This is a genomic window from Burkholderia sp. AU33803 (assembly GCF_002223095.1).
Lineage (GTDB): Bacteria > Pseudomonadota > Gammaproteobacteria > Burkholderiales > Burkholderiaceae > Burkholderia.
Window position 1 is genome coordinate 458,115 of the sequence record NZ_NKFJ01000005.1, and the last position, 14,386, is coordinate 472,500.

The window sequence follows — 14,386 nt, forward strand, 5'->3', positions numbered from 1 at the left end:
GCACAACGAGGCGACGGGCACCTCTAAGCGGGCCGCACCGCCCACGCATCACTGGCCGCGCTGCGGCTCGAACACGAACGGTTGGGTCAGCAGGAACGGGTTCGCGGTCGCACCCGTCTGCACGCAGGTCGCGTGCGTCATCGCGTCGATGGCCGCACGGTCGGCCGCCGAATTGCGGCTGCTCGTCGTCACGGTGACGTTCTGCGCTTCGCCGGACGTCGTCATCAGCGCGCGCACGAGCACGGTGGCCGGGCGCGTGAGCGGCTTCGCGGTATCCGGATAGACGGCGCGCGGAATGTGGCACGTCAGCTTGCTTTCCTGCGACGACGTCAGCATCGCGCAGCCGGAAAACAGCATCGCGACGGCGGGCAGGATCAGGTAGGTCGAGCGAATAGCCATGGTCGAATATCGTTCTTCAGCACTGTTCCGAACGCACGCGCCGCGCACCGGAACACGTCGCCCGGCCGCACCGCATGCGTCACACTGCGCCGCGGCCATCGGACCGGCGCCCCGTTACGGCCGCACGGCCGATCGATGCTCGGCCGCGATCCTGCGTGGCGGACTTCCCGGGTAGCCCGGGTTTTGCCTGTGTTCGCGCTGCCCTTGCCTCACACGGGTCGGCACGCGAGCGCTTTCGCGCATTGTGCACGCGCGGCCCGGCGAGCGGCGGCGATTTGACAATGGTTGACGCGAATCGCCGGGCCTTCGGCCTGAATCCACGCGATCCGCGAGGTAATCAATGCACGGCCGAAATCGCCGGGTTCGCGCCGGGCGGTTCCTCCCGACGCGCACCGCTGCTCCCTCACGGCGCGGCACATGCCGGAATTCCCCGCTCCGGCAGGCGCTGCGCGCATCAATCCGAATCGTCGTCGTCCTCGTCATCGGCCGCATCGGCCGGAACTTCGCCGTATTTCGCGACGACCGCCGCCTTGAACGGCTTCAGCGCCGGCTGCGCATCGCACAGCTTGTACAGCGCGGCCAGTTGCTGCGGCCAGTCCTTCAACTCCTTCGCAAACACGTGCAGGCGCGCGACGGTGTCGAGCGCGTCGGCCTCGCGACCGGCCAGCGCCTGCAGCGCCGCGTAGCGGCGCAACACGGTCTCGCCGGGCAGCAGCGCGATCGCGCGCTCATGCGCGGCGAGCTTGGCCGGCAGGTCGTCCGCGGAAATCGGGAGCAGCGTGGCCGCACCGTATTCACCCCACGCGCCGAACAGCAGCGACGGCGCATCGCGGTACTGCGCAGCCGGATCGCTGCCGTAATACAGCACTTCCGCGCGCTGGTAGTCGCGCAGCACGGGCACCGCCGCCAGCACGCCGCCGACCGACAGCACCGCGAACAGCCCGAATGCCGCACGCCCCGGCAGGATGCGCAGCGACTTCACCTCGAGCAGCCCGATCACGAACATGGCCGGCAACAGGAAGAACATGTACTGCTGCGGATACTCGACCAGCGCATGCATCAGCAGGATGCCGATCAGCGCGAAGCCGAACACGCGCATGCTCGACTGCGGCGCGCGCACCGCGCGCACGAACCACGTCACGAGCGCGACGACGAGCACGCCCAGGCCGACGAGGCCGGACTTCGCGAGCAGGTCGATGAAGATGTCGTGCGAGTTGTTCGCGATCTCGACGCCGCCGAGCGAGCGCACGAGCGCGAACTGGTGCGACGGGAATTCGCCCCAGCCGACACCAAGCAGCGGATGTTCGCGGAACATCGCGAGCCCGTACTTCCACAGCGCGAGGCGCGGCGCGATCTGCCCCGCGTCACGCATCCGGTCGGCCGCGGATTCCGCAAGACCCAGGTGGTAGTGGACGTTCGCCCAGCGCACCGCGACGTTTACCGCGATGAACGCCACCGCGAGCACGACCGGGATCGCCCACGCACGCGCATTGCCCGGCGCGCGGCGCGATTCGAGCCACGCCATCCAGAAGCCCGCGACGACCATCACCGCGACCTGCAGCCACGGCCCGCGCGACACCGTCAGCGCCAGACCGACGGACAGCACGATCGACAGCGCGAGCCACGCCCACACCGCGAGCCGACGCGTCTGCACGAGATACAGCGCGCCCGCGAGCGCGAACGCGATGTAGCTGGCCAGATGGTTCGCCTGCGCCATGTTGCCGTACGGACGGCGATCGACCGCGATGTTGTACACCACGACGAACGGCGACAGCGCCGACTCGAGGTGGAACAACTGCACGATCTGCGTTCCGACCGCGAACACGCCGCCGACGAGCAGCGCGCCGGCCATCATCCGCGACACGGCCTCGGCCAGCCCGTCGCGCGCGAGCGCATAGCCGGCCTGCATCGCGACCAGCGCGGCGGCGAGATAGCCGACCGCCAGCCAGTTCATCGACGGCACCTTGAGCGGGATCAGCGCGACCTGCGCGATGAGTACCACCGCGAACCCGAGCGGTGCGACGAACGCGGCCGGCGCCGCAAACGGCTCGGCCGGGCGGCCCGTGCGCGCGAGCAGCACGACGGACACCCCCACCAGCAGATACAGCACCAGCGCCGAAAACTCGGAATAGAAGGTCGGGATCGGATACGTGTGATTCGTGATCGCGTACGGCACGATCAGGGCGACAGCCAGCGCAACGAGCGGCAACGAACGGGAAAAAGTAGAAGGCATGAGCGAACCGGATGTCAGCAACCGGCGCACTATACAAAACTTTCCCTCCTCTGTGCGGGGCCTTCGCGCCGCGCCCCGACGCCGGGTGGCCGCCCCGGCCGGCTGACGAGGCGGCCGGCACGCTGCCCGCGCCGCCCGGCTCCCCTACCGACACTAAGCGCGACACTCCGCCGGCGCATATTTCGCGGGCAGCGTCGCCGCGTCGCCCGGCAGCGGCCCGGCCCCCGGCGCGGGCAGCGACGACGCCCCCTTGCCGGCGGCGAAGCACTCCCACGCGATCGTGCCGGCCTGCATCGCGCCCTTTTTGAGCGGCACGCGCGCGGTGGGCGCGTCGGCCTTGTCGGGCGCGGATGGCACGAGCACCAGCGTATTGCTGCCGGCCGCGGCGACGCGCGTGGTGAACGCGACCGTGATCTGGCCGGTCTCGCCGTCGATCACAACCGATTCGACGTTGCGGGTGCCGGCCGGCGGGCTGTAGCCGCCGTCGAGGCTCGCGCCGCTTGCGGCGTTGTCGGCGACGGCGAGCCGCGCGGACGACGCAAGCGCGAGCCCTTCGCCGACGCGGGAGCGCGCAAGGTAATCCTGGTACGCGGGAATCGCATAGGCCGCGATCACACCGACGATCGCCAGCACGATCATCAGTTCGATCAGCGTGAAGCCAGCCGGCCGCCAGCGCGGCGACGGCCGGTTCGCGCGCCGCAGATCGGCGGCCACGCGACGGAACAGGGAAATGGAAAAGGCTTCGAACATGGCAGGCTCCGGAAACGAAAAACGCCTGCCGGTAAAGGCAGGCGTCTCGATCGTAGCCAGCGGGCCGTGAATCCGGCAGTCGGCCGGACGGCCAATGTCAGTGCGTGTGCGGTACGTCGCGGCGCTTCCTGAGCGTGTAACCGATTGCCACGACGAACAGCGCGCCCGCGATGCTCGCGCCGTAGAGGGCCTCCGGCGTATCGAGCACGGGCCAGCGGTCGCCCACCGGGTCATTCACGATCAGCCCGCCCGCGATCCAGCCGAGCAGGCCGGCGCCGAATGCCACGAAGATCGGGAAGCGGTCGAGCAGCTTCAGCACCAGCGTGCTGCCCCACACGATGATCGGCACGCTGACGACGAGCCCGAAGATCACGAGCGCGATCCGGTGCGACGGGTCGGCCTGTTCGGCCGCGCCCGCGATCGCGATCACGTTGTCGAGGCTCATCACCGCATCGGCAATCACGATCGTCTTCACGGCGTCCCACAGCCGGCTGGCCGGCTTGATGTCGTCGTGCGCGTCGCCGGCCGGCGCCATCAGCTTGATGCCGATCCACAGCAGCAGCAACCCGCCGCCGAGCTTCAGGAACGGCACGTCGAGCAGCGCGACCGCGAACGTGATCAGCGCGACACGCAGCAGGATCGCCCCCGCGGTGCCCCAGATGACGCCGCGCAACCGCTGGTTCGGCGGCAGGTTGCGACACGCGAGCGCGATCACGACGGCGTTGTCGCCGCCGAGCAGGATATCGATGATGATGATCTGGAGAACGGCGCCCCAGTGGAGCGACGTCAGGAATTCGAGCATGGCGTGACGGGCAGGACGGCGGCCGCCGGCGGGCGGCCCGGTTCATCGCCGGCACATGCGCGATGCATGCCCGGTGCTTACGAATTCATTGCGCGAGCATAACAAAAAACGCCGGCAAAGCCGGCGTTTTCCGCAGGACGAACCCAGGGGAAATATTACAGCGCCTTCTTCAGCAGACGGCCCATTTCCGACGGGTTGCGCGTCACGGTGATGCCGCACGCTTCCATGATTTCCAGCTTCGCTTCGGCCGTATCCGCACCGCCCGAGATCAGCGCGCCGGCGTGGCCCATGCGCTTGCCCGGAGGCGCCGTAACGCCAGCGATGAAGCCGACCACCGGCTTCTTCATGTTGTCCTTGATCCACTCTGCCGCATTGGCTTCGTCCGGACCACCGATTTCGCCGATCATCACGACTGCGTCCGTATCCGGATCGTCGTTGAACATCTTCATCACGTCGATGTGCTTCAGACCGTTGATCGGGTCGCCGCCGATACCGACTGCCGACGACTGGCCCAGGCCGAGTGCCGTCAGCTGGGCAACCGCTTCATACGTCAGCGTGCCCGAACGCGACACGACGCCGATGCGGCCCTTGCGGTGGATGTGACCCGGCATGATGCCGATCTTCAGTTCGTCCGGCGTGATCGTGCCCGGGCAGTTCGGCCCGAGCAGCAGCGTCTTGCGGCCTTCGCGACGCATGCGGTCCTTCACTTCGATCATGTCGCGCACGGGGATGCCTTCCGTGATGCAGATCGCGAGATCCAGGTCGGCTTCGACCGCTTCCCAGATCGCAGCCGCTGCGCCTGCCGGCGGAACGTAGATGACCGACACGGTCGCGCCGGTTTCCGCCTTCGCTTCCTTGACGCTCGCGTAGATCGGAATGCCTTCGAAATCTTCGCCGGCCTTCTTCGGGTTCACGCCCGCGACGAATGCTTCGCGGCCGTTTGCGTATTCACGGCAGGCGCGCGTATGGAACTGACCGGTTTTGCCGGTAATGCCCTGCGTGATGACCTTCGTGTCCTTGTTGATCAGAATCGACATGTATTTTGACCTCTGTTCGATTGGCGTCGCGTGCAAACCGCGCCGCCATGCGTGTTCATTAGCGCGCGCTTACTTGCCTGCGGCAGCCGCGACGACCTTCTGCGCAGCCTCTTCCATGCTGTCCGCCGAGATGATCGGCAGGCCCGAATCGGCCAGCATCTTCTTGCCGAGGTCCTCGTTCGTGCCCTTCATGCGCACGACGAGCGGCACGTTCAGGTTCACGGCCTTCGAACCGGCGATCACGCCTTCCGCGATCACGTCGCAGCGCATGATGCCGCCGAAGATGTTCACGAGGATCGCCTTCAGATCCGGGTTCTTCAGCATCAGCTTGAACGCTTCCGTGACCTTCTCGGTCGTCGCGCCACCGCCGACGTCCAGGAAGTTCGCCGGTTCGCCGCCGAACAGCTTGATCGTGTCCATCGTCGCCATTGCCAGGCCTGCGCCGTTCACGAGGCAGCCGATGTTGCCGTCGAGCGAGATGTACGCGAGGTCGAACTTCGACGCTTCGATTTCAGCCGGATCTTCTTCGTCCAGGTCGCGGTAAGCGACGATTTCCGGGTGGCGGAACAGCGCGTTCGAGTCGAAGTTGAACTTCGCGTCGAGTGCGGTGACCTTGCCGTCGCCGGAGACGTTCAGCGGGTTGATTTCAGCCAGCGATGCGTCGGTTTCCCAGAATGCCTTGTACAGGCCTTGCAGGATCGCGCGTGCTTGCGGAATCGAAGCAGCCGGCACGCCGATCTTCGCGGCGAGGTCGTCGGCCTGTGCGTCGAGCAGGCCCGTCGACGGCTCGACGATGACCTTGTGGATCAGTTCCGGGTGCTTTTCGGCGACTTCTTCGATGTCCATGCCGCCTTCGCTCGAACCCATCAGCACGATCTTCTGCGAGATACGGTCGACGACGAGGCTGACATACAGTTCCTGCTTGATGTCGGCGCCTTCTTCGATCATCAGACGGTTGACCTTCTGGCCTTCCGGGCCCGTCTGGTGCGTGACGAGTTGCATGCCGAGGATCTGGTTCGCGTATTCGCGGACCTGCTCGATCGACTTCGCCACCTTCACGCCGCCGCCCTTGCCACGGCCACCTGCGTGAATCTGAGCCTTCACGACCCATACCGGGCCGCCGAGCTCTTCTGCCACCTTGACGGCCTCGTCAACCGAGAACGCCGGCTTGCCGCGCGGTACCGCGACTCCGAATTTCCGCAGGATTTCCTTACCCTGGTACTCGTGAATCTTCATGCGTGATTCCCTTCAGTCTGAGAGTTGGATGAAAAGTCGCTTTAGACGCTTCTTCGAATGATTTCCGTTCATTCCTTCGTGCTGCCTTCACCGGGCACGTCCGGCCGGCTCGCGCCATACCAGCGCGGGTAGTACTGCCGCACGACCTCGCCGTCGAACCGCAACGCCCGGCAGCGGCCGAGCTGGAAAGGCGCTTCGTCGTGCACGCCGTCATGATCCGGCCCTTCGCCCCCCTCCTCGCGCACGTTCCACACGTCACCGGCGAACGCCTGGATCGCTGCCGTCGGCAGCACGGCGCACAATTCGGTGAGATGGGAGCAGCCTGCGACGCCGGCGAGCAGCCGGTTCGCGTTGCGGCGGAAATTGCGGAAGAGATTGAGCCCGATGAGGGCCCGATAGGCGGGAGGGGCGGATTGACAGTGACCGGGATAGGGAACCCATTCCGAAGACGCTTCGGCGTCGACGACATTGAGGTCACGATCGATAGTCACGCGCAGCCAGAGTTCGTGGATCGGCAGGCCCTGGGGCCGGATGCCCGACGCAAGCGCGACATCGCGCGGCTTGTGGTCGGTCAGGCAGGCTTCGATGTCCCACAAGCCGTCGCCGCGCTCGTAAGCTTCCGCTCGGATTGCGCGTTGATGTCGCAACTGACGGGGCACGGGCTCGGATAGCGGCATGCTGGAGGTTGAGGCCGAAGAGGAAAACCCATGGATTTTAGCATATTGGGTATTTGAGACAGTTTGACGCAACGGCGGGTATTCCCGCCTGTCCAGAAGCGGTTGCGTTGCAGCAAAATCGCGCGCCACGCGCGCGATCGGCGCGGTCAGTCGTCGACCAGGAAATCGTCGCCGACCTTCAGCAACTTCACGATGGTCGCACTCGAGAAGCCGCGCGCGGCGAGAAAGCGCGCCTGCTTCGCACGCTCGGCCGGCGTTTGCGGCAGTGCACCGAATTTCTTGCGCCAGACCGCCTGCGCACGCGCCCATTCGGTCTCGCGGAGCTGCGCATTCACCTCTTCGACGAGCGTGTCGCCCACCGCATGACGCTTCAGCTCGCTGACGATGCGTGCGACGCCGACACGCGACGCGCGACGATGCACGAGACTCTCGGCAAAGCGCGCATCGGACAGCCAGCCTTCCTGTTCCAGCGCATCGAGCACGGGATCGACGGATTCGTCTTCGCCGACGTAGGGCGCGAGCTTGCGCGCCAGTTCCGTGCGACTGTATTCACGGCGGGATAGATAGCCGAGCGCGCGGCCCTTCAGCGATCGTTGAGGCTTCGACGACTTGCGCTCGGTCGCGCCCGGAGCGTCACCTGATGCAGTGCTGGAAGAAGCTCCCGACGCGCGACGTGTGCGGCGCGGATGCTGGCTGCTGCGCGTATAGACATCTTCCCTGGCCGGCGCCGATGCATCGGCTGCGCGATCACCCGGGAAGCTGACACCGGAAACACGACGGCGGGAGCGGTCGTGCGCGTCGAACGATTCATCGTCGTCGAACGGATCGTCCGGTGCGGCAATCTCAAACGAAACGAGGGCATCGTCGGATGCCCTCGTCGCGGTGCGGTTCGCGGCATCGCTGCCTGCGCCCCGCCGATCGGCGCCCGAGGATCCGGTTCGCCGGCCGGAGCGACCCGCCGTTTCGGGCGCGTCGCTCTCCTCCGGCTCGCCAGCCTGACCTCGGCGCCCGACCATCACTCTTCTTCGTCCATCGCCTCGGCTTCGTCCTGGACTACACCGTCGGGCATGGTGACCACGCCAAGCGATTCGCGAATGCGGTTCTCGATCTCGCGTGCGATTTCCGGATTCTCGCGCAGGAATTCACGCGCGTTGTCCTTGCCCTGGCCGATCTTCTCGCCGTTGTAGCTGTACCAGGCGCCCGCCTTGTCGACGATCTTCGCCTGCACGCCGAGATCGATGATCTCGCCCTGACGCGAAATGCCTTCGCCATACAGGATGTCGAAGATCGCTTCGCGGAACGGCGGCGACACCTTGTTCTTGACGACCTTCACGCGGGTTTCGTTGCCGATCACCTCGTCGTTCTTCTTGATCGAGCCGATCCGGCGGATGTCGAGACGCACCGACGAGTAAAACTTCAGCGCGTTGCCGCCCGTCGTGGTTTCCGGGTTGCCGAACATCACGCCGATCTTCATCCGGATCTGGTTGATGAAGATCACCAGGCAGTTCGTGCGCTTGATCGTGCCGGTCAGCTTGCGCAGCGCCTGCGACATCAGGCGGGCCTGCAGACCCGGCAGCGAATCGCCCATCTCGCCTTCGATTTCGGCCTTCGGCACGAGCGCCGCGACCGAGTCGATGACGATCATGTCGATCGAGCCCGAGCGCACCAGTGCGTCGGTGATTTCAAGCGCCTGCTCGCCGGTGTCCGGCTGCGAGATCAGCAGCTCCGGCACGTTCACGCCGAGCTTCGCCGCATATTGAACGTCGAGCGCGTGCTCGGCGTCGATGAACGCCGCGGTGCCGCCCAGCTTCTGCAGTTCGGCAATGACCTGCAGCGTGAGCGTGGTTTTACCGGACGATTCCGGACCGTAGATCTCGACCACCCGGCCGCGCGGCAGGCCGCCGACGCCGAGCGCGATATCGAGACCGAGCGAGCCCGTGGACACGACCTGGATGTTCTCGGTCGCCTCGCCGTCGCCCATGCGCATGATCGAGCCCTTGCCGAACTGCTTTTCGATCTGGGCAAGCGCGGCGGCCAGCGCCTTGCTCTTCTCGGCGGTCATCCCGGAGCCCTTCTTGCTATCTTCCATGAATCGTCCTTTGCTATGATGAGCAGCGTCTGTTAGAGGCGCGCCACTTTCAAGCGCTGCCCACGAATGCAGACACTGTATAAAAAAACAGTGTTTTGTGCAAGCCCGCAATGCAGAGCGTTGTACACGAATAACTTCGGAGACAGCCGGCCGGTGCGAACGCCCCGCCGGCCATCGGTCAGCACCATGCGAATTCTCATCGCGGAAGACGACAGCATACTCGCGGACGGCCTCACCCGGTCACTCCGCCAATCGGGCTATGCGGTCGACCACGTGAAGACCGGTGTCGACGCCGATACCGCGCTGTCGATGCAGACATTCGACCTGCTGATCCTCGATCTCGGGCTCCCCAAAATGCCCGGACTCGACGTGCTCAAGCGCCTGCGCGCCCGCAATTCCAACCTCCCCGTGCTGATCCTGACGGCCGCCGACAGCGTCGACGAGCGCGTGAAGGGGCTCGACCTCGGCGCCGACGACTACATGGCCAAGCCGTTCGCGCTCAACGAGCTCGAGGCGCGCGTGCGCGCGCTGACCCGGCGCGGCGCGGGCGGCGGCCCGACCGTCGTGCGCCACGGCTCGCTCGCGTTCGACCAGGTCGGCCGGATCGCGTATGCGAACGATCACGTGCTCGACCTCTCCGCCCGCGAGCTCGGCCTGCTCGAGGTGCTGCTACAGCGGATCGGCCGGCTCGTGTCGAAGGAGCAGCTCGTCGACCATCTCTGTGAATGGGGCGAGGAAGTCAGCAACAACGCGATCGAAGTCTACGTGCACCGGCTGCGCAAGAAGATCGAACCCAGCGGCGTACGGATCTCGACCGTGCGCGGCCTCGGCTATTGCCTCGAGAAGGTCGCGCCCGCCGCGCCGGCCGACACGGCAGCGCCCCAGCCCGCGGTGGCCGGCACGCCGTTGCGCTGAACCCGGGCGTCGCCGCGATGGCCACGCCGGCCCATCCCCGCCATCCGACCGGCGCGCCGTCGTCGGCCGCCGACGAGGCGCGCGACGCGCGCTACGAGAACCCGTTCGCGCCGCCCGACGAAACCGATGCGCCCGAGGCGCCGCGCCCGCGCTCGCTGTTCGGCGAAATCCTCGACTGGATGCTCGCGCCGCTGCTGCTGCTGTGGCCGATGAGCATCGCCGTCACCTATCTGGTCGCGAAGACGATCGCGAACGGCCCGTTCGACCGCGCGCTCGAGACCAATGCCTATGTGCTCGCGCGGCAGATCCATCCGGTGAACGGCGTCGCCGAGCTGACGCTGCCGGAGCAGACCCGCGACTTCCTGCGCGCGGACAACGTCGACAGCGTGTACTTCCAGGTGCTCGGCACACGCGGCGAACTGGTCGCGGGCGAAGCCGACATGCCGCTGCCGCGCGACGAGGACCGCCCGCCGCCGGGCGTCGTCATGTTTCGCGACGACCTGCTGCGCGGCAACGACGTGCGCGTCGCATATACGACGGTCGCGCTGCCGCAAGCGGGCAGCCCGCAGCCCGTGCTCGTGCAGGTCGGCGAAACGCTGGACAAGCGCAACGCGCTCGCGAACGACATCATCAAGGGCGTGATCCTGCCGCAGTTCGTGATCCTGCCGCTCGCGATCCTGCTGGTCTGGTTCGGGCTGTCGCGCGGGCTCGCGCCGCTCAACGCGCTGCAGGCGCACATCCGCGCACGGCGGCCCGACGACCTGTCGCCGGTCGAGGCGCAGCGCGCGCCGCCCGAGATCGAGCCGCTCGTCACGTCGTTCAACGACCTGCTCGCGCGCCTCGAACAGAACATGGCGCTGCAGAAGCGCTTCATCGCCGACGCCGCCCATCAGATGAAGACGCCGCTCGCGGGCCTGCGCACGCAGGCCGAGTTCGCGCTGCGCCACCCCGTGCCGCCCGACGTGCAGCGCTCGCTCGAGCAGATCGCGACCAGCTCCGAGCAGGCCGCACGGCTCGTCACGCAGTTGCTTGCGCTGGCGCGCGCCGAGAACCGCGCGAGCGGGCTGACGTTCGAGCCGGTCGAGATCGCGACGCTCGCGCGGCGCGCGGTGCGCGACTGGGTACAGGCCGCGCTCGCGAAACGGATGGATCTCGGCTACGAAGGCCCGCCGGATCCGCCCGACGACGCGCGGCTCGACGTCGACGGCAATCCGGTGATGCTGCGCGAGATGCTCGGCAACCTGATCGACAACGCGATCCGCTACACGCCGGACGGCGGCCGCATCACGGTGCGCGTGCGCGCCGAGCCCGCGGCGGGGCTCGTGCATCTCGAAGTCGAGGACACCGGGCCGGGCATCCCGGCCGCCGAACGCGAGCGCGTCGTCGAGCGCTTCTACCGGATCCTCGGCCGCGAAGGCGACGGCAGCGGCCTCGGGCTCGCGATCGTGCGCGAGATCGCCACGCAGCACGGCGGCACGCTGACGCTCGACGATCACGTCTACCAGCACGCACCGCGCCTCGCCGGCACACTCGTGCGCGTCAGCCTGCCGCTGGCCGAAGCCGCCCCGGATTAACCCTGACGGGCGCCGCCGCAGCATGCCACGATTGAGCCAAAACCGGCGATTTAACAGAAAATCAAAGCACTTCACTGCACGATGGACGCATAAAACCACCGGTTCGGCGCGGGTTAACCTGCAGTCGTTTTGCACGCGCGAGTCAGTCGGCCGTAAGTTTCCGTACCAATAATCCTCGACAGGCCCGCCCACCCAAGGCGGCCGCACATCTATATCAAGGGACTTGGAGACGACTCATGGCAACGTTAGGCGGGCAAATTTCCCACTCGCCGATGACGGGCGAAGAGAAGAAAGTGATCTTCGCGTCGTCGCTCGGCACCGTGTTCGAGTGGTACGACTTTTACCTGGCCGGCTCGCTCGCGGCCTACATCAGCAAGAGTTTCTTCTCCGGCGTCAATCCGACCGCCGCCTTCATCTTCACGCTGCTCGGCTTCGCGGCCGGCTTCGCGGTGCGGCCGTTCGGCGCGATCGTGTTCGGCCGCCTCGGCGACCTCGTCGGCCGCAAGCACACGTTCCTCGTGACGATCGTGATCATGGGCGTCTCGACGTTCGTGGTCGGCTTCCTGCCCGGCTACGCGTCGATCGGCATCGCCGCCCCCGTGATCTTCATCGCGATGCGGCTGTTGCAGGGCCTCGCGCTCGGCGGCGAGTACGGCGGCGCGGCGACCTACGTCGCCGAGCATGCGCCGGCCAACCGTCGCGGCTTCTACACCGCGTGGATCCAGACGACCGCCACGCTCGGCCTGTTCCTGTCGCTGCTCGTGATCCTCGGCGTGCGCACGTTCATCGGCGAGGAAGCGTTCGGCAGCTGGGGCTGGCGCGTGCCGTTCGTCGCGTCGATCCTGCTGCTCGCGGTGTCGGTGTGGATCCGGATGCAGCTGAACGAATCGCCGGTGTTCCTGCGCATCAAGGCGGAAGGCAAGACATCGAAGGCGCCGCTGACCGAAGCGTTCGGCCAGTGGAAGAACCTGAAGATCGTGATCCTCGCGCTCGTCGGCCTGACCGCCGGCCAGGCCGTCGTGTGGTACACGGGCCAGTTCTACGCGCTGTTCTTCCTCACGCAGACGCTGAAGGTGGATGGTGCGAGTGCGAACATCCTGATCGCGATCGCACTCCTGATCGGCACGCCGTTCTTCCTGTTCTTCGGTTCGCTGTCGGACAAGATCGGCCGCAAGCCGATCATCCTCGCGGGCTGCCTGATCGCGGCATTGACCTACTTCCCGCTGTTCAAGGCGCTCACGCACTACGCGAACCCTCAGCTCGAGGTCGCGACGCAGAAGGCGCCGATCACGGTCATCGCCGATCCGGCCGCCTGCTCGTTCCAGTTCAACCCGGTGGGCACGTCGAAGTTCACGAACTCGTGCGACGTCGCAAAGAGCGCGCTCGCGAAGGCCGGCCTGAACTACGAGAACGTCGCGGCACCGGCTGGCGCGACGGCCCAGATCAAGGTCGGCGACACGGTGATCCCCGCCTATGAAGGCAAGGCGGCCGACGCGAAGGCGCAGGGCGCAGCGTTCGACAAGACGCTCGCGTCGACGCTGAAGGCGGCCGGCTACCCGGCGAAGGCGGACCCGGCGCAGCTCAACTGGCCGATGACGATCGTGATCCTGACGATCCTCGTGATCTACGTGACGATGGTCTACGGCCCGATCGCGGCGATGCTGGTCGAGATGTTCCCGACGCGGATCCGCTACACGTCGATGTCGCTGCCCTATCACATCGGCAACGGCTGGTTCGGCGGCTTCCTGCCGGCCACCGCGTTCGCGATCGTCGCGGCGAAGGGCAACATCTACTCGGGCCTCTGGTATCCGATCGTGATCGCGCTGGCCACGTTCGTGATCGGCCTGCTGTTCGTCAAGGAGACGAAGGACTCGAACATCTACGCGCAGGATTGATGGCGGCTGCGCAGCGGGGACGGTCGGCGGAAGGCCTCCTTCCGAGGACCGACTCCCGCCCGCAATGAAAGCCGGCATGGGCCGCCGGCAACTTTTTTCGGGAAAGATGGAAAAAGGTATTGACAGCCGGCCGGTTGATCGACATAATTCAAGTCTTCGGCGAATTAGCTCAGTCGGTTAGAGCGACGGAATCATAATCCGCAGGTCCGGGGTTCGAATCCCTGATTCGCCACCAAATGCGAGAGCCGCTGTTTCGAAAGAAACAGCGGCTTTTTCATTTGCATCTTCCGATGCGCCGGTTCCGCTTTCACGAGCCAGCTTTCGCCGCCCCTCAGTCGTGCATCAACACCGCCCTGCTTCCCAGGCACAATGACGCCGTCCATCACACGGCCGACGTCACCCGATGATCCCGACCACCCCCGACAAGCCATGGCGCACCGCCGCTCTCGCACTCGCGGCCGTCGTGCTTTGCTATGCCGCCGCCGGTGCGCCGCCCCTCTCCCGCCTGCTCGACCCCGCCGTGATCGGCGAAGGCCTCGCCTTGAAGCCGATCACCTATCACTGGGTCAATCACGTCGACCGCGCGATCCCCGAGGCTAACCTGTTCGCCAGCCGCTTCTACGTGCTGGTGCTGGCCTCACTCAACGCCATGGCCGCGCTGTTTGCACTTGACGCCCACCGCAGCCGCAGGCGCTTCGCGCTCGTGCTCGGCTGGGCCGTCATCATGCTGATCGTGCTCGTCAACGCGCAAATCCAGGCGCTTTACAACGTGGGCTGAC

General features: G+C 66.4%; 13 protein-coding genes and 1 tRNA gene. 5 read left to right on the forward strand and 9 right to left on the reverse strand.

Translation table 11 applies throughout. From position 1 onward, the window contains the following. Positions 1 to 48: 48 nt before the first annotated feature. The 9 genes from CFB41_RS13995 to recA form a co-directional block, all read right to left on the reverse strand. Complete coding sequence (locus CFB41_RS13995) at positions 49 to 399, reverse strand: TonB family protein (protein ID WP_089456856.1); 351 nt, start codon at positions 397 to 399, stop codon at positions 49 to 51. 454 nt (positions 400 to 853) lie between these two features. Then, entirely contained in the window at positions 854 to 2,632 is a 1,779-nt protein-coding gene (locus CFB41_RS14000; protein ID WP_089456857.1) for a Wzy polymerase domain-containing protein, read from the reverse strand. A gap of 153 nt (positions 2,633 to 2,785) precedes the next feature. After that, entirely contained in the window at positions 2,786 to 3,382 is a 597-nt protein-coding gene (locus CFB41_RS14005) for a pilin (protein ID WP_089440936.1), read from the reverse strand. 97 nt (positions 3,383 to 3,479) lie between these two features. Then, on the reverse strand, positions 3,480 to 4,184 hold the full coding sequence (locus CFB41_RS14010; RefSeq protein WP_089456858.1) for a TerC family protein: 705 nt from the start codon (positions 4,182 to 4,184) through the stop codon (positions 3,480 to 3,482). A gap of 155 nt (positions 4,185 to 4,339) precedes the next feature. Then, entirely contained in the window at positions 4,340 to 5,221 is an 882-nt protein-coding gene (gene sucD / locus CFB41_RS14015) for a succinate--CoA ligase subunit alpha (protein ID WP_006477916.1), read from the reverse strand. 69 nt (positions 5,222 to 5,290) lie between these two features. Then, a complete protein-coding gene (sucC, locus tag CFB41_RS14020) occupies positions 5,291 to 6,457 on the reverse strand; it encodes an ADP-forming succinate--CoA ligase subunit beta (RefSeq protein WP_006477915.1) in 1,167 nt (388 codons plus the stop codon). Positions 6,458 to 6,525: 68 nt separating this feature from the next. Beyond that, positions 6,526 to 7,134, reverse strand: a complete 609-nt coding sequence (locus CFB41_RS14025) for a DUF2889 domain-containing protein (protein ID WP_089456859.1) — start codon at positions 7,132 to 7,134, stop codon at positions 6,526 to 6,528. Positions 7,135 to 7,280: 146 nt separating this feature from the next. Next, positions 7,281 to 8,150: a recombination regulator RecX gene (gene recX, locus CFB41_RS14030; protein WP_089456860.1), complete on the reverse strand. Its 870-nt coding sequence runs from the start codon at positions 8,148 to 8,150 to the stop codon at positions 7,281 to 7,283. Further along, the gene (gene recA / locus CFB41_RS14035) at positions 8,150 to 9,223 is read right to left on the reverse strand and encodes a recombinase RecA (protein WP_089440940.1); all 1,074 of its coding nucleotides are present in this window, start codon (positions 9,221 to 9,223) and stop codon (positions 8,150 to 8,152) included. Before recA ends, recX begins: the two co-directional genes overlap by 1 nt. A 186-nt stretch (positions 9,224 to 9,409) precedes the next feature. Here recA and CFB41_RS14040 point away from each other — a divergent pair, with 186 nt between their 5' ends. From CFB41_RS14040 to CFB41_RS14065, 5 genes are all read left to right on the forward strand, one after another. Next, positions 9,410 to 10,138: a response regulator transcription factor gene (locus CFB41_RS14040; protein WP_041492943.1), complete on the forward strand. Its 729-nt coding sequence runs from the start codon at positions 9,410 to 9,412 to the stop codon at positions 10,136 to 10,138. A 17-nt stretch (positions 10,139 to 10,155) separates the two neighbouring features. Further along, entirely contained in the window at positions 10,156 to 11,712 is a 1,557-nt protein-coding gene (locus CFB41_RS14045; protein WP_089456861.1) for a sensor histidine kinase, read from the forward strand. A 236-nt stretch (positions 11,713 to 11,948) separates the two neighbouring features. Then, on the forward strand, positions 11,949 to 13,607 hold the full coding sequence (locus tag CFB41_RS14050) for an MFS transporter (RefSeq protein WP_089456862.1): 1,659 nt from the start codon (positions 11,949 to 11,951) through the stop codon (positions 13,605 to 13,607). 158 nt (positions 13,608 to 13,765) lie between these two features. Then, positions 13,766 to 13,842 (forward strand) — tRNA-Met (locus CFB41_RS14060). Positions 13,843 to 14,010: 168 nt separating this feature from the next. Next, a complete protein-coding gene (locus tag CFB41_RS14065) occupies positions 14,011 to 14,385 on the forward strand; it encodes a hypothetical protein (RefSeq protein WP_089456864.1) in 375 nt (124 codons plus the stop codon). Position 14,386: the final 1 nt, after the last annotated feature.

What these genes read in the sequence shown, in the direction of transcription:
- CFB41_RS13995 (WP_089456856.1), bottom strand. Translation starts at nt 399, where the DNA reads ATGGCTATTCGCTCGACCTACCTGATCCTGCCCGCCGTCGCGATGCTG.
- CFB41_RS14000 (WP_089456857.1), bottom strand. Translation starts at nt 2,632, where the DNA reads ATGCCTTCTACTTTTTCCCGTTCGTTGCCGCTCGTTGCGCTGGCTGTC.
- CFB41_RS14005 (WP_089440936.1), bottom strand. Translation starts at nt 3,382, where the DNA reads ATGTTCGAAGCCTTTTCCATTTCCCTGTTCCGTCGCGTGGCCGCCGAT.
- CFB41_RS14010 (WP_089456858.1), bottom strand. Translation starts at nt 4,184, where the DNA reads ATGCTCGAATTCCTGACGTCGCTCCACTGGGGCGCCGTTCTCCAGATC.
- sucD (WP_006477916.1), bottom strand. Translation starts at nt 5,221, where the DNA reads ATGTCGATTCTGATCAACAAGGACACGAAGGTCATCACGCAGGGCATT.
- sucC (WP_006477915.1), bottom strand. Translation starts at nt 6,457, where the DNA reads ATGAAGATTCACGAGTACCAGGGTAAGGAAATCCTGCGGAAATTCGGA.
- CFB41_RS14025 (WP_089456859.1), bottom strand. Translation starts at nt 7,134, where the DNA reads ATGCCGCTATCCGAGCCCGTGCCCCGTCAGTTGCGACATCAACGCGCA.
- recX (WP_089456860.1), bottom strand. Translation starts at nt 8,150, where the DNA reads ATGGTCGGGCGCCGAGGTCAGGCTGGCGAGCCGGAGGAGAGCGACGCG.
- recA (WP_089440940.1), bottom strand. Translation starts at nt 9,223, where the DNA reads ATGGAAGATAGCAAGAAGGGCTCCGGGATGACCGCCGAGAAGAGCAAG.
- CFB41_RS14040 (WP_041492943.1), top strand. Translation starts at nt 9,410, where the DNA reads ATGCGAATTCTCATCGCGGAAGACGACAGCATACTCGCGGACGGCCTC.
- CFB41_RS14045 (WP_089456861.1), top strand. Translation starts at nt 10,156, where the DNA reads ATGGCCACGCCGGCCCATCCCCGCCATCCGACCGGCGCGCCGTCGTCG.
- CFB41_RS14050 (WP_089456862.1), top strand. Translation starts at nt 11,949, where the DNA reads ATGGCAACGTTAGGCGGGCAAATTTCCCACTCGCCGATGACGGGCGAA.
- CFB41_RS14065 (WP_089456864.1), top strand. Translation starts at nt 14,011, where the DNA reads ATGATCCCGACCACCCCCGACAAGCCATGGCGCACCGCCGCTCTCGCA.